23 protein-coding genes, 1 tRNA gene and 1 pseudogene are annotated in these 23,870 nt (G+C 66.1%); 14 read left to right on the forward strand and 11 right to left on the reverse strand.

Features of this window, described 5'->3' with window-relative positions; translation table 11 throughout:
- The 3 genes and pseudogenes from ACFU4Z_RS31850 to ACFU4Z_RS31860 all read left to right on the forward strand — a co-directional run.
- Positions 1-598 (forward strand): annotated as a pseudogene (locus ACFU4Z_RS31850) (hypothetical protein); the annotation flags it as partial.
- Positions 595-1,281: a DUF6875 domain-containing protein gene (locus ACFU4Z_RS31855; RefSeq protein ID WP_379070563.1), complete on the forward strand. Its 687-nt coding sequence runs from the start codon at positions 595-597 to the stop codon at positions 1,279-1,281. The pseudogene ACFU4Z_RS31850 and the gene ACFU4Z_RS31855, both read left to right, overlap by 4 nt.
- A gap of 490 nt (positions 1,282-1,771) precedes the next feature.
- The gene (locus ACFU4Z_RS31860; RefSeq protein WP_379070565.1) at positions 1,772-2,731 is read left to right on the forward strand and encodes a DUF6924 domain-containing protein; all 960 of its coding nucleotides are present in this window, start codon (positions 1,772-1,774) and stop codon (positions 2,729-2,731) included.
- Positions 2,732-2,799: 68 nt separating this feature from the next.
- Here ACFU4Z_RS31860 and ACFU4Z_RS31865 read toward each other — a convergent pair whose 3' ends face one another.
- Positions 2,800-4,029, reverse strand: a complete 1,230-nt coding sequence (locus ACFU4Z_RS31865) for an FAD-dependent monooxygenase (RefSeq protein ID WP_379070568.1) — start codon at positions 4,027-4,029, stop codon at positions 2,800-2,802.
- A gap of 242 nt (positions 4,030-4,271) precedes the next feature.
- Between ACFU4Z_RS31865 and ACFU4Z_RS31870 the strand changes: the two genes are divergently transcribed.
- Together ACFU4Z_RS31870 and ACFU4Z_RS31875 are read left to right on the forward strand one after the other, a co-directional pair.
- Positions 4,272-5,084, forward strand: coding sequence for a helix-turn-helix domain-containing protein (locus ACFU4Z_RS31870; RefSeq protein ID WP_379070570.1), 813 nt, complete (start codon positions 4,272-4,274; stop codon positions 5,082-5,084).
- A 138-nt stretch (positions 5,085-5,222) separates the two neighbouring features.
- Positions 5,223-6,095, forward strand: a complete 873-nt coding sequence (locus ACFU4Z_RS31875) for a DUF6924 domain-containing protein (protein WP_379070573.1) — start codon at positions 5,223-5,225, stop codon at positions 6,093-6,095.
- Positions 6,096-6,271: 176 nt separating this feature from the next.
- On the opposite strand, the gene ACFU4Z_RS31880 is transcribed toward ACFU4Z_RS31875, so the two are convergent.
- Entirely contained in the window at positions 6,272-7,213 is a 942-nt protein-coding gene (locus ACFU4Z_RS31880; RefSeq protein ID WP_379070576.1) for a hypothetical protein, read from the reverse strand.
- 394 nt (positions 7,214-7,607) lie between these two features.
- Here ACFU4Z_RS31880 and ACFU4Z_RS31885 point away from each other — a divergent pair, with 394 nt between their 5' ends.
- From ACFU4Z_RS31885 to ACFU4Z_RS31895, 3 genes are all read left to right on the forward strand, one after another.
- Complete coding sequence (locus ACFU4Z_RS31885; protein WP_379070579.1) at positions 7,608-8,828, forward strand: alpha/beta hydrolase; 1,221 nt, start codon at positions 7,608-7,610, stop codon at positions 8,826-8,828.
- 44 nt (positions 8,829-8,872) lie between these two features.
- Positions 8,873-9,379, forward strand: coding sequence for a hypothetical protein (locus ACFU4Z_RS31890; RefSeq protein WP_379070582.1), 507 nt, complete (start codon positions 8,873-8,875; stop codon positions 9,377-9,379).
- A 97-nt stretch (positions 9,380-9,476) separates the two neighbouring features.
- On the forward strand, positions 9,477-10,364 hold the full coding sequence (locus ACFU4Z_RS31895) for an LLM class flavin-dependent oxidoreductase (protein WP_379070584.1): 888 nt from the start codon (positions 9,477-9,479) through the stop codon (positions 10,362-10,364).
- A gap of 374 nt (positions 10,365-10,738) precedes the next feature.
- On the opposite strand, the gene ACFU4Z_RS31900 is transcribed toward ACFU4Z_RS31895, so the two are convergent.
- Complete coding sequence (locus ACFU4Z_RS31900) at positions 10,739-11,260, reverse strand: hypothetical protein (RefSeq protein WP_379070587.1); 522 nt, start codon at positions 11,258-11,260, stop codon at positions 10,739-10,741.
- Positions 11,261-11,425: 165 nt separating this feature from the next.
- On the opposite strand from ACFU4Z_RS31900, the gene ACFU4Z_RS31905 reads away from it, so the two are divergent.
- Positions 11,426-11,623, forward strand: coding sequence for a hypothetical protein (locus ACFU4Z_RS31905; RefSeq protein ID WP_379070590.1), 198 nt, complete (start codon positions 11,426-11,428; stop codon positions 11,621-11,623).
- Positions 11,624-11,626: 3 nt separating this feature from the next.
- Entirely contained in the window at positions 11,627-11,914 is a 288-nt protein-coding gene (locus tag ACFU4Z_RS31910) for a BolA/IbaG family iron-sulfur metabolism protein (RefSeq protein ID WP_379070593.1), read from the forward strand.
- Between the two features lie 193 nt (positions 11,915-12,107).
- Here the strand turns inward: ACFU4Z_RS31910 and ACFU4Z_RS31915 are convergent.
- Positions 12,108-12,181, reverse strand: a tRNA-Ile gene (locus ACFU4Z_RS31915).
- A gap of 119 nt (positions 12,182-12,300) precedes the next feature.
- Between ACFU4Z_RS31915 and ACFU4Z_RS31920 the strand changes: the two genes are divergently transcribed.
- On the forward strand, positions 12,301-12,732 hold the full coding sequence (locus tag ACFU4Z_RS31920) for a nitroreductase family deazaflavin-dependent oxidoreductase (RefSeq protein ID WP_379070595.1): 432 nt from the start codon (positions 12,301-12,303) through the stop codon (positions 12,730-12,732).
- Positions 12,733-12,738: 6 nt separating this feature from the next.
- Here ACFU4Z_RS31920 and ACFU4Z_RS31925 read toward each other — a convergent pair whose 3' ends face one another.
- Both ACFU4Z_RS31925 and ACFU4Z_RS31930 read right to left on the reverse strand, forming a co-directional pair.
- The gene (locus ACFU4Z_RS31925) at positions 12,739-12,888 is read right to left on the reverse strand and encodes a hypothetical protein (protein ID WP_379070597.1); all 150 of its coding nucleotides are present in this window, start codon (positions 12,886-12,888) and stop codon (positions 12,739-12,741) included.
- Positions 12,889-13,112: 224 nt separating this feature from the next.
- Positions 13,113-14,108, reverse strand: coding sequence for a zinc-binding dehydrogenase (locus tag ACFU4Z_RS31930; RefSeq protein ID WP_379070600.1), 996 nt, complete (start codon positions 14,106-14,108; stop codon positions 13,113-13,115).
- Positions 14,109-14,884: 776 nt separating this feature from the next.
- On the opposite strand from ACFU4Z_RS31930, the gene ACFU4Z_RS31935 reads away from it, so the two are divergent.
- Positions 14,885-15,382 carry a hypothetical protein gene (locus tag ACFU4Z_RS31935; protein ID WP_379070723.1) on the forward strand — a complete coding sequence of 166 codons (498 nt, stop codon included), beginning with the start codon at positions 14,885-14,887 and terminating at the stop codon, positions 15,380-15,382.
- Positions 15,383-15,385: 3 nt separating this feature from the next.
- On the opposite strand, the gene ACFU4Z_RS31940 is transcribed toward ACFU4Z_RS31935, so the two are convergent.
- From ACFU4Z_RS31940 to ACFU4Z_RS31950, 3 genes are all read right to left on the reverse strand, one after another.
- Entirely contained in the window at positions 15,386-17,161 is a 1,776-nt protein-coding gene (locus ACFU4Z_RS31940) for an SDR family oxidoreductase (protein ID WP_379070602.1), read from the reverse strand.
- Between the two features lie 130 nt (positions 17,162-17,291).
- The gene (locus ACFU4Z_RS31945) at positions 17,292-18,398 is read right to left on the reverse strand and encodes a PDR/VanB family oxidoreductase (protein ID WP_379070606.1); all 1,107 of its coding nucleotides are present in this window, start codon (positions 18,396-18,398) and stop codon (positions 17,292-17,294) included.
- Complete coding sequence (locus ACFU4Z_RS31950; protein WP_379070609.1) at positions 18,395-19,297, reverse strand: metal-dependent hydrolase; 903 nt, start codon at positions 19,295-19,297, stop codon at positions 18,395-18,397. Before ACFU4Z_RS31950 ends, ACFU4Z_RS31945 begins: the two co-directional genes overlap by 4 nt.
- Before the next feature lie 211 nt (positions 19,298-19,508).
- On the opposite strand from ACFU4Z_RS31950, the gene ACFU4Z_RS31955 reads away from it, so the two are divergent.
- Positions 19,509-20,906, forward strand: coding sequence for a wax ester/triacylglycerol synthase family O-acyltransferase (locus tag ACFU4Z_RS31955; RefSeq protein WP_379070612.1), 1,398 nt, complete (start codon positions 19,509-19,511; stop codon positions 20,904-20,906).
- A 186-nt stretch (positions 20,907-21,092) separates the two neighbouring features.
- On the opposite strand, the gene ACFU4Z_RS31960 is transcribed toward ACFU4Z_RS31955, so the two are convergent.
- Positions 21,093-22,028: an alpha/beta fold hydrolase gene (locus tag ACFU4Z_RS31960; protein WP_379070615.1), complete on the reverse strand. Its 936-nt coding sequence runs from the start codon at positions 22,026-22,028 to the stop codon at positions 21,093-21,095.
- Positions 22,029-22,127: 99 nt separating this feature from the next.
- A complete protein-coding gene (locus tag ACFU4Z_RS31965) occupies positions 22,128-22,586 on the reverse strand; it encodes a MaoC family dehydratase (protein ID WP_379070618.1) in 459 nt (152 codons plus the stop codon).
- Between the two features lie 155 nt (positions 22,587-22,741).
- On the opposite strand from ACFU4Z_RS31965, the gene ACFU4Z_RS31970 reads away from it, so the two are divergent.
- Complete coding sequence (locus tag ACFU4Z_RS31970) at positions 22,742-23,482, forward strand: glucose 1-dehydrogenase (protein WP_379070621.1); 741 nt, start codon at positions 22,742-22,744, stop codon at positions 23,480-23,482.
- The last annotated feature ends 388 nt before the right edge of the window (positions 23,483-23,870 follow it).

Consider the following 23,870-nt stretch of genomic DNA (forward strand, 5'->3'; position numbering starts at 1 on the left):
GCCGCCCGCCCAAACCCTGTGCCGGGTCTACTCCGGGGGCGCCACCACCGCCCCGCCTATCGCCGACCTCCTCGGCCGCGCGGGCGCCGCGGCCGCGACGCTGGCCATGATGGACACCCGCGTCGTCACCGCCGACAGCATCCGCACGCCCACACCCACCATCGTGGACCTGCTCACCGAGTTCGGCGGCCTCGCCGTTTCCCAGCTCCCCGCCGACCTCACCATCGAGGCCGCGGCCGAGTTGCTGCACCGGCAAGGCGGACTCTTCACCGCCTTGACCCCTGAGCATCTCGTGATCCTGCACCGCGACTACATCCGGCTGATCGACCTCACTCGAACCCACCGGCCCTCGACCTTCGACGGTGACCTGATCTACTTCAGCTCCGCCACGGACCACACAGATGACGGTCCCTCTCCGTCGCTCGCATGGGCCGACCACATCACCGGTCACATCACCGAACACCGCATTCCGTCCAGGCACGAACGGATGACAGACCCGGACGCACTCCGCGCGATCGGACTTGCCCTCGCCGAGCATTTCCGGTCCACCAATGCTCCCTCTCCGGAGGCCCGCACCCACCCACGGAGAAGCCGATGACGAACACCGACCGAATCATTGGGACACGCACCGGCGTCGAACCGGTCAACCTGTTCGCCCTCAACCCGGCTCCTGGTGCGACCGAGCACCCCCACGCCGCCGAACTCCGCCGGTGGACTCGCGAATACTTGTGCCAACCCCACCCGGCCCTCGGCCGACCCGGCCCCGTCTGCCCTTACACCAGCCACGCCATCGAACGCCAATACTTGTGGGTGGTATTCATCAATGGTCGCAATATCGACATCCAGCGCATAACCGCCATTGTCGACGACCTATTCGAACTATTCCCTTCCCTGCCACCCAGGGACGAACCCGATTCCAAATCAAAAGCCGTCATTGCGGTATTCCCCGACCTCACCGAATACACCGATATCGAAACTGTTCAACATGACCAGAAAACCCGGTTCGTCCAGAAAGGCCTGATGCTCGGACAATTCTATCCGGGCTGCACTCTCCCTGGACTGCACAATCCGGAATTCCCGGCACTCGACGCTCCCCTGCCCATGCTCGCCGTACGCCATATGGCTCCCACCGACTTCCCATTCCTGACCGCTCGCGACGAATGGATCGACGCCTACCACAGAATTTTCGGCCCCCACGAGGTCCAGGCGAACCACCGCCGTGTCGACCACAGCACCGGCCGTATCACCGACACCGCATCCCCGCCAGGCACGAACGGATGACCGACCCGGACCTACTCCGCGGCCGAGCACTTCCAGTCCACCACCACTCCCGCGTCGGATGCCCTCACCCGGAATTGCTCATATGTTTTCCGGCCGGACTGCGATGCCGACGGGGATCGCTCGGGTGGCGAATTTCGATCGGATGTCGACGACCGCGTGCCGTCAGGTGCCCAAGGGCCGCGTCACGGCCGATCGAAGCAGCGGTCACGGGTCTTTTCTTTCACTTGACTTGCATCCGGGCATTCTCCGGGCGAACCGGCGAGCACAAGCCGATCGTCAACACCGACCGAATCTCATAGATCCGCATGCCGCACCGCGATATCGCCGTCACGCCCGACGGTGATCGTGGCGCACCGCCCGCGCGCGATGCCGTCGATGCCGGCACTGACATCACAAGATCAGCCGTATATCCAGCTATCGACTGGGAGCGAAGGGGCCGGATATGTCATAGTACGAACATACGTTCGATACAATCTTTCGGAGGAGAGTCATGTCCTTTCCCAAGCTTCCCCAGCCGGAGCCCGGCGAAGTGCTGTTGGTCTGTACGTGCTACGAGGACGGCAAGGCACTGTGGGGCGGGCTGCTCGACAAGATCGGGGGCAGCCGGGAAGGCGATGTGCTCGTCGTCGGGGGCAGCGAGGTGCGGCTGCGACCACTCGAGGACAGCGGGTGGGACTTCCTGCACGGCGGAAACGTCCCAGCGCTTGTCGCGGACGCCGGCCCGGTGCCGCCGGTCGTCGTCTTGGCGGACATTCCGGTGGTGTACGGCGGGGACGGGCCTTTGCTGGTGGACCTGGCGGCGATACCCGGACGCGGCGTCCGGGTCCCGCCGGACCGGCTCGGCGAGATCCTGGCCGCCCTGCTGGGCGGCGCACTCGCGTTCGACCATCTGGTGCGCGACATGGACGTGTCCGGCATGTACCAGGGAGACGGCGGCCGGCCGGCCTTCCCCGCGCCGGCGGCACCGCCGCACCGCTCCTTCCCTGCACTGCCCTCCACCGCTGCCGTGCTGCTGGTCCGTACCTCCTTCGACGACGAGGAGGGCTGGCGCGCCCTGCTCGACGAGCTGGGCGGGGCCGACGAGGATGGCTGGGTCGGCGCAGAACTGGAGCCGGACGAGATCGACGCGGAGCACTATCCGCTGACGGCGTTGGTCGTCGACGACCGCACCTTCGACGGCCTCCTGCCGGGTGAGGTCCCGGCGCTGGTCCCGCCGCCCGAGGAGCGCACCGAGGAGCGCACCACGCTGGTCGTGCTCGCCGACGCCAGGACCTTCGCCGAGCCGGGCCGGCCGTTGATCGTTGTCGACCTGCACGACACCCCGGGGCAGGCCGCCGTCCTTCCCTGCCGCATGGTCGGATCGATGGCGTGCAACCTGGAGATCAGCAACATGGACTTCTACGAGTTCGTCGCCGTCGAGAACGCGGAGCCGTGGTGGGAGGGCTCCTGAAAGGGCGCAGGGATGTGCCCGCAGCCGCTGCTGTGGTGTGGGTCCGCTTCCGAGGCCGGGGTTGCCCGCTATGCGGGCCTGGGCTCTTGATGCGGTAGCGAGGGCGGGTAGCTGTCGACGGTCATCGAGTTGTGGAGGCGTGCGCTCTTGGTGGTGAGGCGGAGGAGAGCGCGGCTGGGCCCCGCGGGCAGAGCGGAGACCAGGCGGGCACCCTGGACCAGTCCAGACACGCCGAAGCGGGACGTGGGGACCAGGGTCTTCGCCGCGCTCAGTGCGACCGCGCGGCTACCGCGCACATGTTCCGCCATCGCGCGCTCGTAGGCGGGGAACGCGCGCTCGTGGTTGCCGCCCGCCCGCGCCAACTCCCCGGCGAGGACGTAGGCGCCGACGACGGCCAGGCTGGTGCTGCCGCCGACGGCCGGGCCGGGGCAGTAGCCCGCGTCGCCGACGAGTGTCACCCTCCCTCGCGACCATGCGTTCATGCGGAGCTGGGTGATCGAGTCGAAGTAGAACGCCGGGGTGCGGTCGAGCTCCTCCAACCAGCGGTCCACCTCGGCGTGCATACCGCCGAAAGCACCGCGCAGCAGCTCCTTCTGCCGGGGCACGTCACGGTGGCAGTAGTCGAGCCGGCGCTCGCTCCGGAATAGGAACAACGCTCGCGCGTCGCCGAGGTGCCGCGCGCCGTACATGCCGGCGGTGCGGCCGACACCGACGTGGAGGCGGAGCTCGCCGTCGAGGTCGGAGGTGTTGGGCAGGGTCAGCACCCCGAGGTGGATCCCGATGAAGGCGCTGAAGTGGGACTCGTCGCCGAAGACGAGGCGGCGCACGTTGGAGTGCAGCCCGTCCGCGCCGACGACGAGGTCGAAACGGCGCGGCGCGGCGTTCTCGAACCACACCTCGCCGTCGGGCGAAATCGCGGTGATCGAGTCGCCGAAGACGTACTCGACGTCCTCGGACGCGGCGTCGTAGTAGATCTCGCTCAGATCGTCGCGCATGATCTCGACGTGCCGGTCGGAGGTGGCACTGAAGATCTTGGAGAGGTCCACCCGGACGGGGCGCCGCGTGCCCTCCCGGTAGACGGTCATCCGGTTCGCGCCGGTAGCCCGCTCCTCGACACGCGGGAGCACGCCCATCTTCTCCGAGATATCCATCGCGGGCCGGAACAGGTCGACCGCGTGGCCGCCGGTCTTACGCAGAGCCGGCGCACGCTCGACCACGGTGACGCGGAAGCCGTGCCTGGCAAGCCAATACGCCAGCACCGGACCGGCGATACTGGCGCCGGAGATGAGAATCCGCATGAGCATGCTTCCTTGAAGTCGAGGTTCTGGTTGCGCCCGGCGACCTGCCGTTGCCGCACGCGTGTTCAGTGATGTTCGGCGAAGTCGCGGATGAGTGTGCCGGTGTTGCGGCGGCGGCGGTCGCATCCATGGGTCCTCCTTCGGTCGATCGGTGATGCCACCACCCTCCTGGGCGACAACGGGATGTGTATTGAAGAAATGTCAGCGTCCGCGGATGGATGAACCGCTCATACAATCGGTGTGTGGCCTGGGAGATCGCGCGACCGTTGCGGACATCCGCACTGCGCGGCGTCGATATGGCCGGATTCCGTATCCACGGTGACGGCCCGGCGCGGTTGCGTGTCATTCCCCATCCGGCCGTCACAGTGGTCATCGAGTTCGGTGATCGTTGCTTCGACGTCCGCGACTCGACAGGCCGAAGCCACTCCGGCAGCCTGGCCCTTGGTCTCGCCGGCAGCGCGGTTCCAGTGCGCTTCGAAGATATCGAGTGTGTACAGGTGCGCCTGTCACCGGTTGTCGCACACGCCATCCTCGGGTTCCCGCCTGCCGAGTTGGGCGGGAACATCGTTGGGCTCGACGATCTTTGGGGTCGCGACGCGACGCGCCTGCGTGAGCGCCTGCACGAGACGCAAAGCTGGCACGAACGATTCGCACTGGTCGACACCACGCTGTCGGCGCGGTTCCGGCACGACCGCGGGGCCGACCCGGAGGTCGCCTTCGCATGGCGCCAAATCATCGGCAGCCGTGGCCGATTCCGCGTCGAGCACCTTGCCGCTCGGGTCGGGTGGAGCCGCCAACGGCTGTGGTCACGCTTCGGCACCCAGATCGGCCTGACACCCAAGCGCGCCGCCATGCTGGTTCGTTTCGACCACGCCATGCACCGGCTGGTCCAGGGACATTCGCCTGCGCGAGTGGCGGCCGACAGCGGATACGCCGACCAGTCCCATCTCTACCGCGATGTCCGCGGGTTCACCGGCGCGCCCCCCGCATCCGCGGCCAGCGAACCATGGCTCGCGGTGGACGACAGGGCCTGGCCGTCGAGCACTGTCGGCTGAGCCGGCGTTGCAATCCGTCAGGGCAGGCTGTGGGCGCCCGTCCGCATCAAGTAAGGCGCGCAATGGATCTGCCACAGTTTCCGTCTACCGTTCCAGGACGGAACCGGCAGGCACAGCAAGCACGATGAGGGGTTCTCCATGCAGCGTTCCCACTGGCCGCTCCTTGACGGCCGCACCCGGCCGCTCGGGATGAAGGAGTGGGGCGATCTGGCCGTCATGGACCCCGACGCCGGAAAGCAGCCGCGCGGACGCGGGTTCCTGGCGGCCGCGAAAGACTGGCTGCGCATCGACGCCGGGAGCGCCCTGGAGAACCCCGTCGTCACCCTCTACGCCGGAGATGACCCGGGAGCAGAGAGCGGCTGGGACGAGGTCGAAGAGATCACCGTGATCTCCACGACCGGCTTCCTTGCCCTGTGCGACAGCGGGTACGAGCCGCTGCGCAAACAGAACCTCGCCACCGCAGGAGTCGGCCCCTACCTGATCCGCGTCCATGCCAGTGACCGGTCGTCGGACGGCAAGAAGCCCCGCTTCCTCATTCAGGTCATCCCCGGCGAGCGAACGGGGGCCGAGCCCGAGCCGCCCTCCTCCACGATCGAGGAGGCCGCGGGTCCGCTCCTGGTGCGGACGTCCTTCGAGCAGCCAGATGAGTGGACACGCTTGATCCAGGCCCTCGAAGGAGGCTCGGAGCACTACACGTCGATCACTGTCATCGACAACCGCGCCTACGCGAGCTTCACGGCGGATCAGATCCAGGCGCGGATCGGGCGCGATGACGAGGACTGGCCCGCAAGTACTCTCGTCCTCATCGCCGACGAGCGGGCACTGGCCTCCGCAGAGTTCCCGTTGCTGGCCGTGAACAACCTGCCCGACGATGACGGCGATCCATTCAGGATCACCCTCGCGGCGGCCGGTTCCTTCGTCGTCAACATGGACTTGGCGAACACGGGATTCGGTGAGTGGGGCTGTGGTGTAGACGCCGACGGCGTCTACCGGGAAGAGCACTATCAGTAGCGCACTGAGCGAACCAGCGAATACGCCATATCCATAGTTTTTTCATCTATTCGTGGAAGAGCGCTGTTAGATCCAAACCTCTCCAGAAAACAAAACCCGCTGGCGCAACCCCAGAAGCCGCCGGAGGTCCTGAGCGCGCCGGGCTGAGCACACGGGGCGCGCACGGCGGTGGATGCTCAGCGTTGGACCATCAGGGCGGTCGGGTTGAGTACGGCCCACTCCCTATTCGACCAAGTGTCGGATCCGTCGATGGCGTCCCAGCCGCGCAGGGCACCGTATTGGCCGATGTCGGCTAGTGTCAGATCCTTGTCCAGTAGCGCGAAGTAGCGAGCCGTGAACTCGCCCGTGCGGTTCGCTATATTGCGCTCGACCTCTAGTTCACGGGTGACTTGCGCCTGGGTGCGGCTGCGTTCGGACTCGAGTGCGCGGAGAGTGATTGTATTGGCATCGGGGTGTAGCGCCATCTTCACCACCCGGGCCTGCCGGGTGGAGAGGTTCTGTGTGCGGGTGGGATCGGTGTAGCTGAGTGCGACGGCCTCCAGCGGCGAGGCATACGTCCCGGATCCGGTGGTGCCGCCGCCAGGTCGCACCGGGCCGACGATGAAGGCATCGACGTAGCGATCCTCCTCGAACCCTCGGAACAGCGCTGGCCTGTCCGCCGTGACCGCCGCGGCGACCTCGTGCGGTGTGGCGATGGTGACAGGGCCGTCGAATCCTTGGAGCCGTTGGATCTCTTCGAACGTCGGGGAGGTCCCCAAGGAGCTGGTTCCCCGTGCCCGCCGCAGTGCGCGGTAGTCCACCTCGTCGATCAGATCGCGGCCACGTACGTAGGTGGAAGACGTTGCGGTGGTGACGATCCCGCCGGACACATCGGAGAACGTTGCCACCAGAGCCGGTGCATTCGCCGCATCGGCCTCCACGGCCCTGGCAACGGTCTCGGTGACGCCGTGGGCGGCTTGCGCGGGCCCCGCGGCGACCGCAGCGCTGGCGTCCTTGGCTGCGGCGCCGAGCACATCGCGCACAGACCGCCACGCTGTGTCCAGGGCGCTGGCGTCCTTGGCTGCCGTGCCGAGCACATCGCGCACAGACCGCCACGCTGCGTCCAGTTCGCTGCCCATAACCGGCACTGTGCCGCACCGCGCGCTTGCCGTGCAACATGTCCGTTCCGATGTGAACTTTTGGAGAGTAAATGGAGACCTGACCACTCCCGGCCGGTCGAAGGTGGGGCCACCGCCTCGGCGGTCTCAATTGTCATGGCGCCATTGACCATCGCGCCGTACGCGGCAACCTCGGCGCCGCACCCCACTGCTGGAACAGAATCTTGGAACCCATTGCTACAGTTGACAATTAGAGATGTTTTTACAACCGTGGGCGACATCATTCGGCCATTGAGACACGGTGATGCGCCGACTGTGAGCGGACGTTACCCCTGAAGCAGGCTGACCTGGTTCACTGTCGGGAGGGAACGCCATATCGCACAACGAATCACAACCGCATCGGGCGCCTCTGGTTGTGGTGGCTTCCTACCGCAAGTGGCTCCTTCAAGCCCACTGGAACCGCATCAAGGACGTCCTCACGGTTGGATTCCGCGATGCGGCCGAACACGCGGGTGAGGGTTTCTACAGAGGGACCAGCGGGCAGATGCAGCGTGCCACTTCCGAGACGCTCCACGCCGATCGAGCCGGAATGCGGTGCATCGAGGAATCCGCTTCTTTCGCTTTGTCGCCCGCGGCCCGGCGCGCGCTCCCTGACGGCTTGGAGCCGCCCCGGACTCAGCGGGAGCTCCACGATCTGTGGACGGGGCTCTCACGCGAGGACAGGGACGCACTGCATAGGGCCGATCCGTTCATCGGTAACCGTGACGGTATCCCGCAAGTCGACCGTGACCACTACAACCGGCAAACCCTGGCCATGCTTCAGGACAGAGCCGTCTCGGCATCCGATACCGAAGCCGTCAAACGCTACGGAAAGATAGCGAGGGCTCTGCAACCCCGGGAAGGTATGCCGCGACGCTACCTGTCCTTGGTCGATGACAAGTTCCGCGTGGCGATCGCTGCTGACAACCCCGACGAGGCCACACACGTCTTGACTTATCTCGCGCCGGCCGGGGTGAATCCCATAACTGGTGGGGCGAGGCTGGACAAGCTACGTCAGGCCGCGCTGGCAGTGGATCCACACGCCAGAACGTCCGTGATCTCGTGGTCTGGATATGAAGGGGCGCCAAGCGTCAGTAGAGCAATCGAGTCCGTTCACGCACGTAACAGTGCGCCAGTGTTACGCAGCTATCAGGAGGGATTGCGGGTGACACACGAGGGACCACCGTCGCACAACACCGTTCTCGGCTATTCCTACGGCTCTGTCACCGCTGGGCACGCGGCAGCGTACGAGGTGCCACTGGCTGCGGACAACATCATCTTCGCGGGTAGTTTCGGGACGGGAGTCGAGCGCGCCAGTGACTTGAGGCTGGCCGGGATCGACCCCGCCGACATCGACCGGCACGTCTTCTCCACGATTGCTGAACACGACTGGATCCGACTGATGCCTAAAACCCATGGCACGCCGCCGACCAGCCCCAGTTTCGGCGGCACCGTGTTCAGCACCGATTCGGCCCGCGGCCCCTGGACCTCGCTCGGATGGAACCCACATGATCACCACTCCTACTGGGACACCAGCAATCAAGTGATGAAGAATATGGGGCTGATCGTCACCGGCCATGGAAACCTTGTGACGTGAATAGATACCTAAGCCGGCAACCTCGGCACCGAACAGGACCCGCCATGTCACCGGAAGCCACAGAAGCCATGGCACGTCGCCGCCTGCACCAATACTTCATCGAAACTCTGCACATGTTGCCGCCGAATTTCACTCTATCGCTGCACAACCCCGCCGCTCCGCTGGCGCGCTTTCACACCGGTATCACGTTGCCTTGTGACGACAACGACGACGACGGGATCGGGCCGAAATATTTCGACATCTCCTACTGGATACTCGGAAGCACACCAGAAACCTCCGACCTGCATTTCGACCTTCTGGTGCGGGGATGGCGACAGCGGGGATGGACGACGAAACCGGATCGTGACGCCCGCCCGCGGGCCGCATACACCCGCACTCCCGACAGTTACGGACTTACGATCCAACAAAGCATCAACGGATATCTCAGCCTGTCCGGTTCCACACCCCCCTTTCCTTCCGACACCGCAGGCGCGAATCCGCTTCCGGCAACGATAGAGAACAGCCTGAGCGAACGTCAGATCAACGGCGGTTCGGACCTCGGCGTTGGTTAGGTATCGACGACGCGACGCGACGGGTGATCGACCATGTAGTGCCCAAACTCGGAGCGGATCAGCAAGCCCCTCAGGACGCGGCTGGCATGATCGCGGTGTGAACCTACGATTCGGTATTCAGTTGGCGCCGACGGTGACCGAGCTGCCGCAGCTACGCGCGATGGCCAAGGTGGCGGACCGGGAAGGCCTGGACCTGCTCGGCATCCAGGATCATCCGTATTCGGGCGGGCTGGCCGATACCTTCGCGGTGATCGCCACGGTGCTGGCGGAAACCGAACGGCTGCGGGTGTTTCCGGATGTGGCCAGCCTGCCGTTGCGCGGGCCCGCGATGCTCGGGAAGCAGAGCGCGACCTTGGATCTGCTCAGCGGCGGGCGATTCGAACTCGCTGTGGGAGCGGGCGCGTTCTGGCCCGCGATCGGCGCCATGGGCGGCCCAGTGCGGTCGAATCCCGAAGCGCTGCAGGCGCTCGAGGAGGCCACCGCGATCATCCGGGCCATGTGGCGGCCGGGGACGAAGGCGAAAGTCGAAGGCACGCACTACACCGTGCAGGGCGTGCAGTCCGGACCCGCGCCCGCGCATCCGGTCGGGATCTGGTTCGGCAGCGTCGGCCCGAAGGCCAACGCCCTCACGGGGCGTATCGCCGACGGGTGGGCCGCGCCCATCCCGCATTACCTACCGTACGAGAAATGGCAAGCGACACAGGACATCATCTCTGCCGCCGCGATCGACGCGGGACGTAACCCAGCCGACATCACCCGGATGGCGCAACTCGTCGGAACGATCACCGACACTCCTGGACCGGTCACACTGCGCGGCGAGGACCCGATTCGCACCGACGCCGCGGGCTGGGCCCGCATTCTGGTCGATCTCGCCATGGAGACCGGCTTCGACACCTTCGTGTACTGGCCGGAATCCGCCGACGATACCCAGCTCCGCCGCTGGATCGGTGACGTCGTTCCTTTCACTCGAGCCTTGTGCGCCTGACCATCCCGGGTGCCCCATCGAGGTTCCTTCACCAGTACCCCAAACGGAGAACTCCCTGCTGGCGCCAGGACCAACAGGGAAGTTCTCCGTTCGACGGTTGCCGTAGGTCAGCTTCCGGTCAGCGCGTCGTCGAGATATACCGCTATCAACCTCGCCGAAGTACTCGCCGAAAATCGGGCGGATATCGGAGTAATCGCAGCTGAGGGTGCTATCGGTCGTGACGCCGGGTCCAAAGAGGCGCCGCCGATAGATCACCCCTAACCAGGGGATATGCCGAACTTCGTTGGGTTCTCGGCGACTACTACCGGAACCCCGATTTCTCGCAGATGCTCCTCAACCCCTGACCAATCGGCCGCTACTTCACCTGCTCGTGATCACGGCTGGCCGCTGGCGAACGCCTGTACGGCGTCGAGGAACTCCGGGCCGCCCACGACGTATCCGCCGACGGTTCCACCGATCAGCGCACCCACCGGGATGCTGATCCCCCATATCAGGGGCATACACGCCCCGAGGAGGCCGCCCACGAGGGCACCGCCGACGACGCCAGGCAGGTTCTTGTTGATCTGTTCCTTGAGCCGGTCGTAGGAGCTGATGTCCTTCAGTTGCGCAATATCTTCTGCCGTCGGGGTCGGTGTCACGGCCGCTTCGTCGCCGGACTCGAGGACCACCGCACCGTTCTGCGCGATCTCGAACTTGGCATTCTCGACGGCGGGGATAATGACCCTGTCGACTGGCAAAACGGTGAACTGGTAGTTGATTCCGTGATCCACAACGGAAGTCGTATCCCCTGCAATCGGCTGCTCCGTTACAGCCGGCTCTGCATGGGCGGTTGCCGCAGTGATACCCACGGACGAGATGGCCATGAAAACGGCAGCAGTGATTTTCTCGAACTTCAATCTTCGAATCCCTCCACTCAACTGCCCCTGATGGGCGGACCGAGTCAGACCTTAGGCGGTAAGGACTTGGGCTCCGTCAGGCTGGCCGGAGGACGCGCTGTAGCGTCATGCCAGACCCCTTGATGTCAACTATGTTCGCGAACAGAGTTGTGGCATCCTGGCGATATGACCGAGGAGACCGACCACGGCGCCGCGATCCGCGCCGCGCGGGAGCACTACGACACGGCGCGCGCGGAACTCTTCGCGAAGATCCGCGCCGCCCTACTGGACGACCTCGGCCCGTCCGCCATCGCCCGCGACAGCGGATTCACCCGCGAGTACGTCGCCAAGATCCGTGACGGCAAAGGCCCGAAGGGCGTATAGACGGTGAGCACCAGCGAATCCCGGTGGCCCGACCACGGTCTATGTCTCAGCGAGTTCGAAGCCAAGCTTCGAACCAGGTTGTCGCTGCAGGAAGTGCAGGTCTCGGGCACTCCCGAACAGTTCGTTGTGATTGCGGTCGGCGAGGTGTTCGCTGGCATGAGCCGCGTGCAACGCCAGCTGGCGGTGCAGACAGCGCTGGCGGAGCACATCTCCGATGGAGATGTTTGCGCTGTAGCGGTGCAGGCTTACTCACCGACCGAGTGGGCGGAGGCCGGCTCGCCACCATCGTGAGTCGTCGATTCTCACGCGCAGTCCCGTCTTCCGCCTCAGTTCGGTCGCGAAGTCGTCTTTCAACTCGCGGATGTCGTCGAGCGAAGCGGTCCCCATCCCGCGACGGTGCTCCCATAATCTCTTCCTGGAAGAGCGCTGTTCTAGATCGGAACATCTCCAGAAACACAAAAACCCGCTGTTCAGCGGGTGTTTGTGGGGCGGGTGGGGCTCGAACCCACGACCAATGGATTATGAGTCCACGGCTCTAACCGACTGAGCTACCGCCCCTCTTCTGCGGGTGTCCCGCAGGCGTGGGGGATGCTACCGGGTGCGGCGTGGCTTGCACCAGTCGGATGCCCAGGAGTGGTTAGGGTGGGGCGTCAACACCACCGTTGGGAGGTCGGGCCGTGGCCAGTCTGTTCACGAATGTGCTGAAGGTTCATCAGTGGGTTTACGAGAACAGTGGCGGGGTGGTGGGGCATCGGCTGTTGTTCGGGAATCCGACCTTGTTGTTGCGGACGGTGGGGCGCAAGTCGGGGCAGGAGCGGACGTCGGCGCTGACGTACGGGCGGGACGGGGGCGACTATCTGGTGACCGCCTCGAATGGTGGATCGCCGCGGCCACCGGGGTGGTTGGCGAATCTGAAGGCGAAGCCGGAGTGCGAGATTCAGGTCGGGCGACGGAAGATGACGGTTGTTGCGCGGCCGACGTTGCCGGATGATCCGGACTATGCGCGGCGGTGGGAGATCGTGGACAAGGTGAATCAGGGGCGGTACACCGCGTATCAGAAGTTGACCAAGCGGCCGATCGCGGTGGTGGTGCTGACGCCGGTCGGCTGAGCGGACTCAGTCGTCCTCGCCGTCATCCCAGTCTTCGTCGGAATCGTCACTGTCCCAATGACCATCGTCCTCCGGTGGCCTGCTGGCGAACTGCACGACCGCGGTGACGAGGGCGAGTACCGCGACGACAACGACAACGACAATCAGAGTTTGCACGCAGGCACATTAGCGCCCAGTCGGCCTGGGCCGCAGTCCGTCTGACGACCAGTTCTCTACTGCCGCAGCCACTTTGCGAGCCCGCTTGTCAGCTCGCACAATGAAATACCGCCATCCGCTGTGCGATGTACCAGCCGACGATGCCCATCAGTCCGCCTCTTGCAAAGAACCGATTGGGGCCCGCGGCACAGCCCAGCTGCCGCCCCAGGCCCCTTTCGTCCCGCTCACACCGTCAGCAGGGTGCGCCCCACCGTGGCGCGAGAAGCGATCGCGGCGTGCGCACGATCGGCCTCCTCCAACGGAAAGGTCTGGCCGATAACCACTTCCACTGTGCCCGCCACTACCGCGGACTGGGCGCGCTGTGCCAGCGCGTGCCAATCGGTGCCCTCACCGGTGATGTCGAACAGCCCGAGCGCGCTGATGCCGCGGGCCGCGGCGTCGGCCTGATCCAGCTCGGCGAATCCGCCTGCGGCGGCGCCGTATCCGATGAATCGACCACCATCGGCAGCAGCTTGGACAGCGGCCCCGCCCAAAGCGCCACCCGCACCGTCCAATACGACGTTCGCACCTGTCCCGCCGGTCGCGGCGCGCGCGGCGGCCTGCCAATCAGGCTCGGAATAATCGACGACGACCTCCGCACCGAGCCGAGCGGCCAGCTCCAGCTTCACGGCGCCGCGCGCCGCGGCGATTACGTGTGCGCCTACGGCGCGGGCGAATTGGATCAGCAGGGTGCCCAACCCACCACCCGCCGCGGTGATCAACACCCACTCCCCCGGCTTGATCTCCGCCCTGTCGAATACCGCCAGGGCCGTCTTGCCGTCGTGGGCCAGCGCCACCGCCTGCAGCACGCTCAGGCCGTCGGCAACGGCGACCAGAGTGTCTGCCTTGGCGAGCGCCTTTTCGGCGTATCCCCCGATCGGCCTCCCACCACCGATGCCGCTGGCCGCGGTTGCCGTGGCAACCCGCTGCCCGAGCCAGGCTTCGTCCACGCCCGCGCCGACCGCCGAAACCACCCCGCCGATGGCGCCCCCCGGCACATACGGCAGTTCCAGCTTGAAGAATTCGGTGCCCCAACCACCACGCAACTGCGTGTCGAGGAACATCACGTCGGCGGCCGAGACATCGACGACCACCTCACCCGGCCCGGCCTCCGGTTCCGGCACCTCACGCACCGCGAGTACCTCCGGTCCACCGAATTCTGTTGCCTGCACGGCCCGCATGACATCCTCCATCGCTTTGTGCTCGATCAGTTGAGGACGATCATGAAACCTAAAGCATTGTTAAGGTCAAGCCGACGACTGCCGATTACGCTCCGAGCAGAATCACCCGACAGCGGCGGGGTCGACACCAGCCACGACTCCGAGCCGCTCGCTGCCACGCTTCTCGATTGCCGAGAGTTCGCGACGCACGGACGTTCGGACGCACCGTCATCCCGACGCTGAACGGTCAGGGCCGCAGCGAGTGCGGCGGCCGCCGGAATCGGTCAGGAACCGCCGCCGCCACAGCTACTGCCCCCACCCCCGCAACTGCTGCCGCCACTGCAACTACTTCCACCGCCGCCGCAGCTACTGCCCCCGCCGCAACTGCTGCCGCCGCTACAACCACTTCCACCACCGCAGCTGCCGCCAGAATCACTGCCACCGCCCGAGTCCCCGGCCATCCACGGCGAACGACCCCCGGGACGCCGGCGGCGCGGCGGCGGCGTACTGGACGCCTTGACGATGAGCAGGATGACGACCGCGATTATGCCGCCGACCCCCGCCACCAAAACGAACAAAACGACGAGCGCGAGGCCGATCGACACCATACGGAAATCGTATCGGCCCGCACTGTCCACGTGAACGGATCGGAGCCCGAATTATTTCACCGGCGAGCAGCGGTCGCGCGCTATCGGGCCGACGATGGTTTCGGTACCGCCAAGATCGCGGCGGAATACGAAAAAGCCGTACAGTGTATTGTGGACTTCTTCCGCCCCCGAAACCGACTACGGCGTCGAATCGATCTCCACGAAGTCGACAGCACCGTGGCCGCGCTCGAATTGCCCGAGGCCGTCTTCAAGACCAGCCCGTGGCAGCCACGCGACCTGGTGGAAACCGGTCTGCGGCAGTGGTTGCGCTGCTGCGGCGCCGCGATGCGCGACGGCCAGGTGATCGGAATGCCGTCGCACGCCGTCGACGAGGCGTGGCACGGGTTCATTCTCTGCACCGAGCGCTACGCCGCGTTCTGCACTGCCGCCTACGGGCGGTTTCTGCACCACTATCCGGACGGCGTTGGGCCACCGAAGAATTCGCCGAATAAGTCCGCGCACGGCACGATGGCCGAACAACTCGGCCGCACTGTGGTCGCCTGGTCCATGGTCGCCGCGCCGGGCGAGACCTGCGTGCTCTGGGATCTCGACGCCAAGGTCGGCGTCGATCATCCATGGGGCATCGATGCCCGGCGAGTCGCGGCTATCGAAGCCGAACTCGGCCGGGCGTCGGAGTCATCGGGATGAGACTCAGGTCAGCTTCACCCGCGCGGCCACGAACCGGACGATCGCCGGAGCGAACTTGTTGAACTGGTACTGCAACCGCGCCTCCGGAGTGACCGGGACAATGCTGCGGTCGCGTTCTACGGCCCGCACGATCTGCTCGGCGACCTTCTCCGGCCCGTAGCGCCGCATCCGGTAGAGCTTGTCGTACTGCTCCTGCTTGCGCTTCTCCTCATCGGCGCCGACACCTGAGAAGGTCGTGGTGGCAACGATATTGGTGTGCACGACGCCCGGGCAGATGGTGTGCACGGAGATATTCTTCGCGGCCAGTTCCGCGCGCAGGCAGTCGGAGAACATGAACACCGCCGACTTGCTCGTGGAGTACGCGCTGAACCCCTGCTGCGGGCTGTAGGCAGCCATGCTGGACAGGTTGACGATGTGCCCGCCGAGCCCGCGCTCGGCCATGGCGGAGCCGAAGGCGCGGCAGCCGTTGACCACACCGCCCAGATTGATCCGCAGCACGCGATCGAATTCCGCCGACGGGGTGTCGAAAAAGCTCCCCGCCTGGCCGATTCCGGCATTGTTGATCAGGATGTCCGGCACACCGTGCGCCGCGAGCACGGCCGCCGCGTGCGCCGTCACGTCCGCCTCGTTCGAGACATCCAGCTCATAGGCGTGCGCGACGCCGTGTTCGGCGCCGATCAGCTCCGCGGTTTCCTTGGCGGCCACCGGATTGATGTCCGACAGCACGATCTCGGCGCCGAGCCGGGCGAAGGCGAGCGCGGTCTCGCGGCCGATGCCGCTGCCGCCGCCGGTGATGACAACCAGCTGGTCCTCGAAGGGCCGCTTGCCGCGGCCGACCTCGGCGCGACGCAGCCCGCGCGGCACCGATCCGCCGTTGAGCGTATCGATGAGCTCGGTGGTCGCGGTGGCGAGCAGCTCGGGGTGCGAGAACGGCATCCAGTGTCCGGCCGGGATATCGCGCCGCCACAGCCGCGAGGTCCATTTGGGCTCGTCATCGAAGCCCGCCGGCCGGACGGCGACATCACGACCAGCGACGATCAGCTGCACCGGGACCTCGGTATGCCGCTCGCGCGGGGCGAGCATGCGCTGCACGATATTCGCCCGGTAGATGAGCAGACCGTCGACGATGTCCTTGCGGAAGGTCGGTCCGAGCGTGATGTTCGAGGTCGGGGTCTCGTTCATGATCGAAACCACCCGCTGCCACCGCTGCTCGGTGCCGAGCAACCCGAAGGTCGCCCGCGGTAGTCCCGGTGTCATGAAGAAGAACGTGTACGCCGAGGAGAGCAGCTGACTGAACGGCTGCCAGACATTGCGCGGCGTCGGCCGGGAAAGCCTGTCGCGCATCCACTTTCCGATGTGATCGAGGTTGGGGCCCGACACCGAGGTGAAGGATGCGACCCGCTCGGCCGCCTGCGGCTCACAGACCGCCTCCCACACCTGCACCGAACCCCAGTCGTGCGCGAGCACGTGCACCGGCCGGTCCGGGCTTACCGCGTCGGCGACCGCGAAGAAGTCCATGGCGAGCGCGTCCAGCCGGTAGTCCTCGGTGCGCCGGGTGCGGGTAGATCGACCGTGGCCTCGGGTGTCGTAGGTGACGACGTGGAACCGTGCGGCGAGCAACGGCACGACCGCGTCCCAGAGATGATGGGTGTCCGGCCAACCATGGACGAGGACAATGGTTTCCGCGCCCGGATCGCCGTATTCGTATACCGCGATGTCGAATTCGCCACTGCGGACGATGCGCTCCGTGACCGCCGAGCCGATGTCGGTCGTCGTCATTGCCGTGTCTCCTTGTTCCCCGGGTTCGTGCTCATGACCGCGCCGCGCGGGCGCTCGGATCCGTCGCGCCCAGCGGCGTGATGTCTGTGGCCGGACGGTCGGTTGTGGCCGCTGTGCCGCGGGTTCGCGCTCATAGGTCGAGCACCAATCGCCCGCCCTGCGACCGCGAGACGCAGACGAGCATGTCGCCTGCCGCGTGATCGGCTGCGGTCAGCACGGTTTCACGATGATCGGGCGCACCGGAGAGCACCCGAACCTTGCAGGTGCGGCAGAAGCCCTGACGGCACGAGTACGGCCGGTCCGGGCGACTGTCGAGGATGGTGTCGAGCGCGGACCGCTCCGCGGCCACTTCGACAACCTCACCGGTGGAAGCGAATTCGATTTCGAAGGGCTGCCCGTTGACGATCGGAGGCGGCGAGAAGCGTTCGGAGTGCAGCTCGACGCCGGGCATGTCGCGCACCGCCGCGGTAACCGTGGCGATCATCGGCACCGGGCCACAGCAGTACACCGCGGTCTTGGTGTCGACACCCGCCAGCAGCGTCGCGGCGTCCGGCAGCCCGTGTTCGTCGTCGGTGCGCACGGTGACCCGATCACCGAATGTCTCGATCTCGTCGAGGAACGGGATGGCGTCCCGGCCGCGGCCGGTGTAGACCATCGACCAGTCGATACCGAGCCGCAGCGCCAGTCGCGCCATCGGCAGGATCGGGGTTATCCCGATGCCGCCCGCGATGAAATGCAGACGGGCAGCGGAAGATCCGTGGCCGGGCACCGCGAAAGGAAAGGCGTTGCGCGGCCCGCGCACCATGAGGCGGGAGCCGACCGGCAGCTCGTCGTGCACCTCGAGCGACCCACCGCCACCGCCCGGAATCCGGCGCACCGCGACCCGGTAGGCACGGGTGTCGGCGGGATCGCCGCACAGCGAATACTGCCGCAACCGCCCCGAGGGCAGTTCCAGATCCAGGTGCGCGCCGGGACGCCACGCCGGAAGCTCACGGCCGTCGGGGGCTTCCAGCCGCAGGCTGATCACGTCCTGATCGTGCGCCTCGATCCGTCGGGCGGTCACCACCAGCGCCAACCTGCGATCGTCGATCCGCGGGGCCAATTCCTTGCGATTGATCAATGTGGTCCAGCGCAGCCGCGCCGACGCGACCGCGTCGAGCACCCGGACCGCCCTGTCCTGATCGCGCTTGCCGAACAGGTCGGCGGGCAGTTGTTCCGGAGCGGGCAGATAGCTCACGACGCGACCGCGCGCGCGGCGGGCGACTTGGCGAGATAGGCGACCGCTTGGGCGGTGGAACCGACCGATTCCGGGTTGTAGCCGGGCTTGAACGTCGTCAGCGCGCTCCACAGCAGCGACGGCACACCGGGCAGCGCACCACGCCACATCGATCCGAAAACGCGCGTGACCAACCGCGGATAGCCCAGGTCGGGCAGTGCGGGATCCTGATGCACCATGAATTTGGTCCCACGCACCACCAGCGTGAGGAAGATCGGGAACACCATCATCATGACCGCGGCCCGCCGGACGTAGCCGGCATGGAAGTAGACCGCCACGTCGTGCGCGACGTGCCGGTGCTCGACCTCCTCGGCGCCGTGCCAGCGGAACAGGTCCGCCACCCGCGGGTCGGCGCCGAACTTCTCCAGATCCGCGTTGAGCACCCAATCACCGAGGTAGGCGAAGAAGTGCTCGAGGCAGGCGATCACCGCGAGGCGCTCCACCATCATCTGGCGCTGCGCCACACCCTCGGCGTTCGTCGGTCCGAGCGTCTTGCGGAACAGGAACTCGGCCTGACGAACGTAGGGGCCGGGGTCGACGCCATTGGCGGCGAGCACCTCGTGCAGCACCTTGTCGTGCGTTTCCGCGTGCATCGACTCCTGTCCGATGAAGCCGAGCATGGCCTCGCGGAGTTTTTCGTCCTTCACGAACGGCAGCGCCTCGGTGTACGCGGCACAGAACATGCGCTCGCCCTCGGGCAGCAGCAGGTTCAGCGCGTTGATCAGATGCGACGCGATCGGCTCGGCCGGCATCCAGTGCAACGGCGTGTCGGCCCAGTCGAATTGCACATTGCGGGCGTGCAGCGCGACCTCACCCGGATCGATGTCCGGCCGCCGCTCAGCCCGGCGAAGTAGCTTCATCGGTACTCCTTTTCCGCACGAGCCACACCGCTTCGTTGCGCACCTTCCTGCGTGGCTGTAGCAACGATCATACACATATATGGAACCATGGGTAACACACAATGCACGGCGGCTATGCCTCGTCGGCCAGCCTGACAATAGAGACCCCCACTGTGATCCACCTCCCTTCCGTTGCCCGGAACGCTAGAACGCGTTCTAGTAGGGTTTTGCTATGGAGCGACTAACCGGATTGGATGCCAGCTTCCTGTACCTCGAGACCGGGACCCAGCACCTGCACGTCTGTGCACTGCTGATCCTCGATCCCACCGCAGGGGGCACGCACTACTCGTTCGACACATTCAAAGCAGAACTCGGCAGGCGACTACCGCTGGTCCCACAGATGCGACGGCGCGTACACGAGGTGCCTTTCAATCTCGACCATCCGGTCTGGGTGGAGGACCCGGATTTCGACCTGGACTACCACATCCGACGCATCGGCATTCCGAGCCCCGGCGGGCGCGAACAGCTGGCCGAACTGGTCGGCGATATCGCGAGCAGGCCGATGGATCGCGACCGGCCGCTGTGGCAGATGAACGTGGTCGAGGGTTTCGCGGGCGACAAGATCGCGGTGATCTGCAAGTACCACCACGCGGCCGTGGACGGCATCACCGGAGCGAACATGATGATGCACCTGTGCGACGTGGAACCCGGTGCGACGCGACCCGAACCGACCGAGCAATGGCAGCCGGAGCCGACACCGAACGATTGGAAGCTGGCCGCCGAGGGGCTGATCAATTTCCCGAACAAGGCGGGCCTGGTCGGCATGGTGCCGAAGACCCTCGGCATGGTGGCCGGATTCGTGCAGCGACGCCGAGAGAGCAAGGCGGGCATGGCTTTACCGCTGACCGCACCGAGAACCCCGTTCAATCGGGCGATCACACCGCATCGGGCGGTCGCGTTCACCGAGACGAACCTCGATGCCATCAAGGAGATCAAGACCGCCTTCGGGGTCAAGGTCAACGACGTGGTGCTGACCATCGTCGCCGGAGTGCTGCGCACCTATCTGGAGAAGCACGACGAGCTGCCCGACCGATCGCTGATCGCGTCGGTGCCGGTCTCGACGCACGAGGACTCCCGCCACGACGAGGGCATCAACAAGGTCTCGACGCTGTTCTCGCGCCTCGGCACCGATATCGCCGATCCGGTGGAGCGCCTGCGACAGGTGGCCGAATTCAATCGCGGCGCCAAGGAGGAGTACCAGCTCATCGGCGCCGATTTCCTGCAGGACTGGTCGGAGTACGCCCCGCCGAACACTTTTCGGCTCGCCGCCCGCGTCTACTCGTCGCTGAAGTTGGCCGAACACCATCCCGTGGTGCACAACCTGGTGGTCTCCAATGTGCCGGGCCCGCCGCTGCCGCTGTATTTCCTCGGCGTCCGCGTGGACGGCATGTATCCGTTCGGTCCGGTCTTCCACGGCGCCGGGCTCACGGTCACCGTGCTGTCCAACAACGATGATCTGGATTTCGGCTTCATCGCCTGCAAGGAACTGGTGCCCGACATCGCGACGCTCGCCGACGCCGTGCCCGGCGTAGTCGACGAATTACTCGCCGCGGCACGAACCTTGCACTGATCCACCGCCGCCCTGTTCGCCATCGCCGCCGAACAGGGTCTGCCAACCAGGCTCACCGGGCATCGTCGCCCGAGCCGTCCGGCGACACCCCTCCCCGCACCCGGCAGGTTGTAGCCCGCCGCCCGGTGCGACATCGTCTCCCCGAAGCCCGCACGAGGCCGATAGCCGCGCGAGGCCGATGCGCAATCACTCCCCCGTCGCGGGCTTGCCCGAGGCCACTCGGGCGGCAACCGCAGCGCACGCGTCGAGCAGTACCGGCACGAAACGGTCGGCCGCCAGCACACACGATGCGTGGCCGCCCTTGACCAAGTGAATGGTCGCACCGGGAATCAGGGTCGCCATCTCCAGCTGGCGATAGACGGGAATCGCCCGGTCCCGGGTCGTGATGACAACAGCTGTCGGCATTTTCAGGTCGGCGAGCCACGGGGTCGAATCGAACCGGCCGACCTCCGCGATCACCTGCGCGAGCGCCCATCCGCTCGTACTGCGGAATTCCGCCAGCGCCCACCGTTCGAGCCTGCCGGGCGGCCAGGTGTGATCCGGCAGTTCCGGCAGTCGTTCGTGATACAGCTCAGCCCGCTGAAAGGCATAGGGGCCGAACGCATCCGCCAGCGCACCGAACGTTAGATGAAAGGCCCGCTCACGCAACTTCTCCTGGAACCGATACGGCGTCGCGCACAGCACCAGGCCGCTCACCCGATCTGGATGACGGTGCGCGGCAAGCAATCCGACGACACCGCCCAGGGAGTATCCCGCACAGATGGCGCGTTCCACGCCCACCGCGTCGAGCACCGCGACGACATCGTCGGCGCAGTCCTCGACCGAGAACCGCGGTGAGCGAATGCCGCGGCCGTGCCAGCGCTGGTCGAACACGATCACCCGGAACCGCTCGGCAAGCGCGTCGAGCGCGGGAAACCAGGTGAGGTATCCGGTGCAGGCCGTCGCGTGCAGCAACACCAGCGTCGGCGCACCCGCCGGCCCCGGTATGTCGACCACGTAGGTCCGCCCGCGCCCCGGCAGGTCCACCAATCGCCCACCCGGCACCTCGGCGATATCGGGCACCCGAGTGCGCCGCCCGAACCATCGCATCGCCATCGCCGCACCGCGGTCCGGGTTCGTCATCGAGAGCCTCCTTCCGCACGGTTCACCGAAAAGAATTAGAACGCGTTCTACATCGATGATGCCACAGCCCATGACAACGCTCCCGACGGAATCCCGGCTTCAGTCCAGGGCGCGGACGATGTATTCGGCGACGCACGCGGGCTTGTCGCCGCCCTCGCGTTCGATCGTCACCCGCACGACAGCCTGCAGACCGCCGCGAACCTCCTCGACGCTCACGATCCGGGCACGGCCGCGGATGCGCGACCCCGCGGGCACCGGCGCGGGGAACCGCACAGTGTTCAGGCCGTAGTTGAGTCGTGCGGCGGCGTCGGTGATCACCATCAGGTCGGCCATGATCGGCGGGAGCAGCGACAGCGTGAGATATCCGTGGGCAACGGTCGTGCCGAACGGGCCGGTCGCGGCGCGCTCGGGGTCGACATGGATCCATTGCCGGTCCTCGGTCGCCTCGGCGAACGCGTCGATGCGGTCCTGGCCGACCTCGATCCAGCGGCTCACGCCGAGTTCGATACCCGAGGCCTTCCGCAGCGATTCCATGGTGAAAGAGGTGGGCTCGCTCATACGGCGAACCCTACGTTCCACCCGGGATATCGGCCCGCGACACCGCGCGCGCGGCCGTCGGTAGGCTCGTCGACGCAGCGCGATCGACACATTTCTGCAACGCGTTCCAGTAGGTTGACGATGTTCGGCAACAGACGAGAAACGGAGGTGCCGCGATGGCGCGGTTGACCGGCAAGGTGGCATTGATCAGTGGCGGGGCGCGCGGCATGGGCGCCGCGCACGCCAAGGCCCTGGTGGCCGAGGACGCGCGCGTGGTGTTGGGCGATCTCCTCGACGACGAAGGCGCCGCACTGGCCAAGGAACTCGGCGACAACGCCGCCTATGTTCATCTCGACGTCCGCGAACCGCAGCAGTGGCGCGACGCGGTCTCCGAGGCGGTCGACCGGTTCGGCTCGCTGAACGTGCTGGTGAACAACGCGGGCATCGTGAATGGCAACCTGCTGGTCGACTTCGAACTGTCCGAATGGCAGCGAATCGTCGACATCAATCTCACCGGCACCTTCCTCGGCATGCAGGCCGCCACCCCCGCGATGATCGAGGCCGGCGGCGGCTCGATCATCAATATCTCCTCCGTGGAGGGCATGCGCGGCAGCCCCGGCCTGCATGGCTACACCGCGACCAAGTTCGCTGTCCGCGGCCTGACCAAGTCCACCGCACTCGAATTGGCGCAGTATGGAATTCGAGTCAACTCGGTGCATCCCGGCCTGATCCGCACCCCGATGACCGAGGGCATTCCCGCTGACTTCCTGCAGATCCCGATGGGCCGCGCCGCCGAACCCGCCGAGGTCTCCGCGCTGGTGACCTTCCTGGCCGGCGACGAGTCCTCGTATTCGACGGGCGCCGAATTCGTCATCGACGGCGGGCTCACCGTCGGCATCCCGCACAAGACCTTCTGAGCACCGGCGGCGCTCATCCATCCCGAACCCGGTGCGAGCGCAATTGGACTGGGACGCTGCGTAATCCGCCGCCAACGCGAACACGGGTGGACGGGGAATTACTTGGTCGCCGACTGAGCTGTCAAGCCAGCCACTACCCAGCGATGGGGGCATCTGTCCGATGCCGCGCTGGGCGCTCGAGCCCGTACTATAGCGCCGGACCGGGACTAGCGTTAAGGATTTCATTGAAGGGCTCGACCATAGCGATGCTGAGCGTCGCGGGGGGGGGGGGGGGGGGGGGGGGGCGGGGGCCGCGCCCCCCCCCCCCCCCCCCAAAAAAAAAAGGAGGACAAGGGAGACACCGCCGCGAACCAGCGGCGGGTGGGTGAGGAAGATTTATAATGAGCCG

This window comes from Nocardia sp. NPDC057440 (assembly GCF_042802915.1).
Lineage (GTDB): Bacteria > Actinomycetota > Actinomycetes > Mycobacteriales > Mycobacteriaceae > Nocardia.

Coding starts and splice junctions, on each gene's coding strand:
- ACFU4Z_RS31855 (WP_379070563.1), top strand. CDS start 595: ATGACGAACACCGACCGAATCATTGGGACACGCACCGGCGTCGAACCG.
- ACFU4Z_RS31860 (WP_379070565.1), top strand. CDS start 1,772: ATGTCCTTTCCCAAGCTTCCCCAGCCGGAGCCCGGCGAAGTGCTGTTG.
- ACFU4Z_RS31865 (WP_379070568.1), bottom strand. CDS start 4,029: ATGCGGATTCTCATCTCCGGCGCCAGTATCGCCGGTCCGGTGCTGGCG.
- ACFU4Z_RS31875 (WP_379070573.1), top strand. CDS start 5,223: ATGCAGCGTTCCCACTGGCCGCTCCTTGACGGCCGCACCCGGCCGCTC.
- ACFU4Z_RS31880 (WP_379070576.1), bottom strand. CDS start 7,213: ATGGGCAGCGAACTGGACGCAGCGTGGCGGTCTGTGCGCGATGTGCTC.
- ACFU4Z_RS31890 (WP_379070582.1), top strand. CDS start 8,873: ATGTCACCGGAAGCCACAGAAGCCATGGCACGTCGCCGCCTGCACCAA.
- ACFU4Z_RS31905 (WP_379070590.1), top strand. CDS start 11,426: ATGACCGAGGAGACCGACCACGGCGCCGCGATCCGCGCCGCGCGGGAG.
- ACFU4Z_RS31930 (WP_379070600.1), bottom strand. CDS start 14,108: ATGCGGGCCGTGCAGGCAACAGAATTCGGTGGACCGGAGGTACTCGCG.
- ACFU4Z_RS31940 (WP_379070602.1), bottom strand. CDS start 17,161: ATGACGACGACCGACATCGGCTCGGCGGTCACGGAGCGCATCGTCCGC.
- ACFU4Z_RS31950 (WP_379070609.1), bottom strand. CDS start 19,297: ATGAAGCTACTTCGCCGGGCTGAGCGGCGGCCGGACATCGATCCGGGT.
- ACFU4Z_RS31955 (WP_379070612.1), top strand. CDS start 19,509: ATGGAGCGACTAACCGGATTGGATGCCAGCTTCCTGTACCTCGAGACC.
- ACFU4Z_RS31960 (WP_379070615.1), bottom strand. CDS start 22,028: ATGACGAACCCGGACCGCGGTGCGGCGATGGCGATGCGATGGTTCGGG.
- ACFU4Z_RS31965 (WP_379070618.1), bottom strand. CDS start 22,586: ATGAGCGAGCCCACCTCTTTCACCATGGAATCGCTGCGGAAGGCCTCG.
- ACFU4Z_RS31970 (WP_379070621.1), top strand. CDS start 22,742: ATGGCGCGGTTGACCGGCAAGGTGGCATTGATCAGTGGCGGGGCGCGC.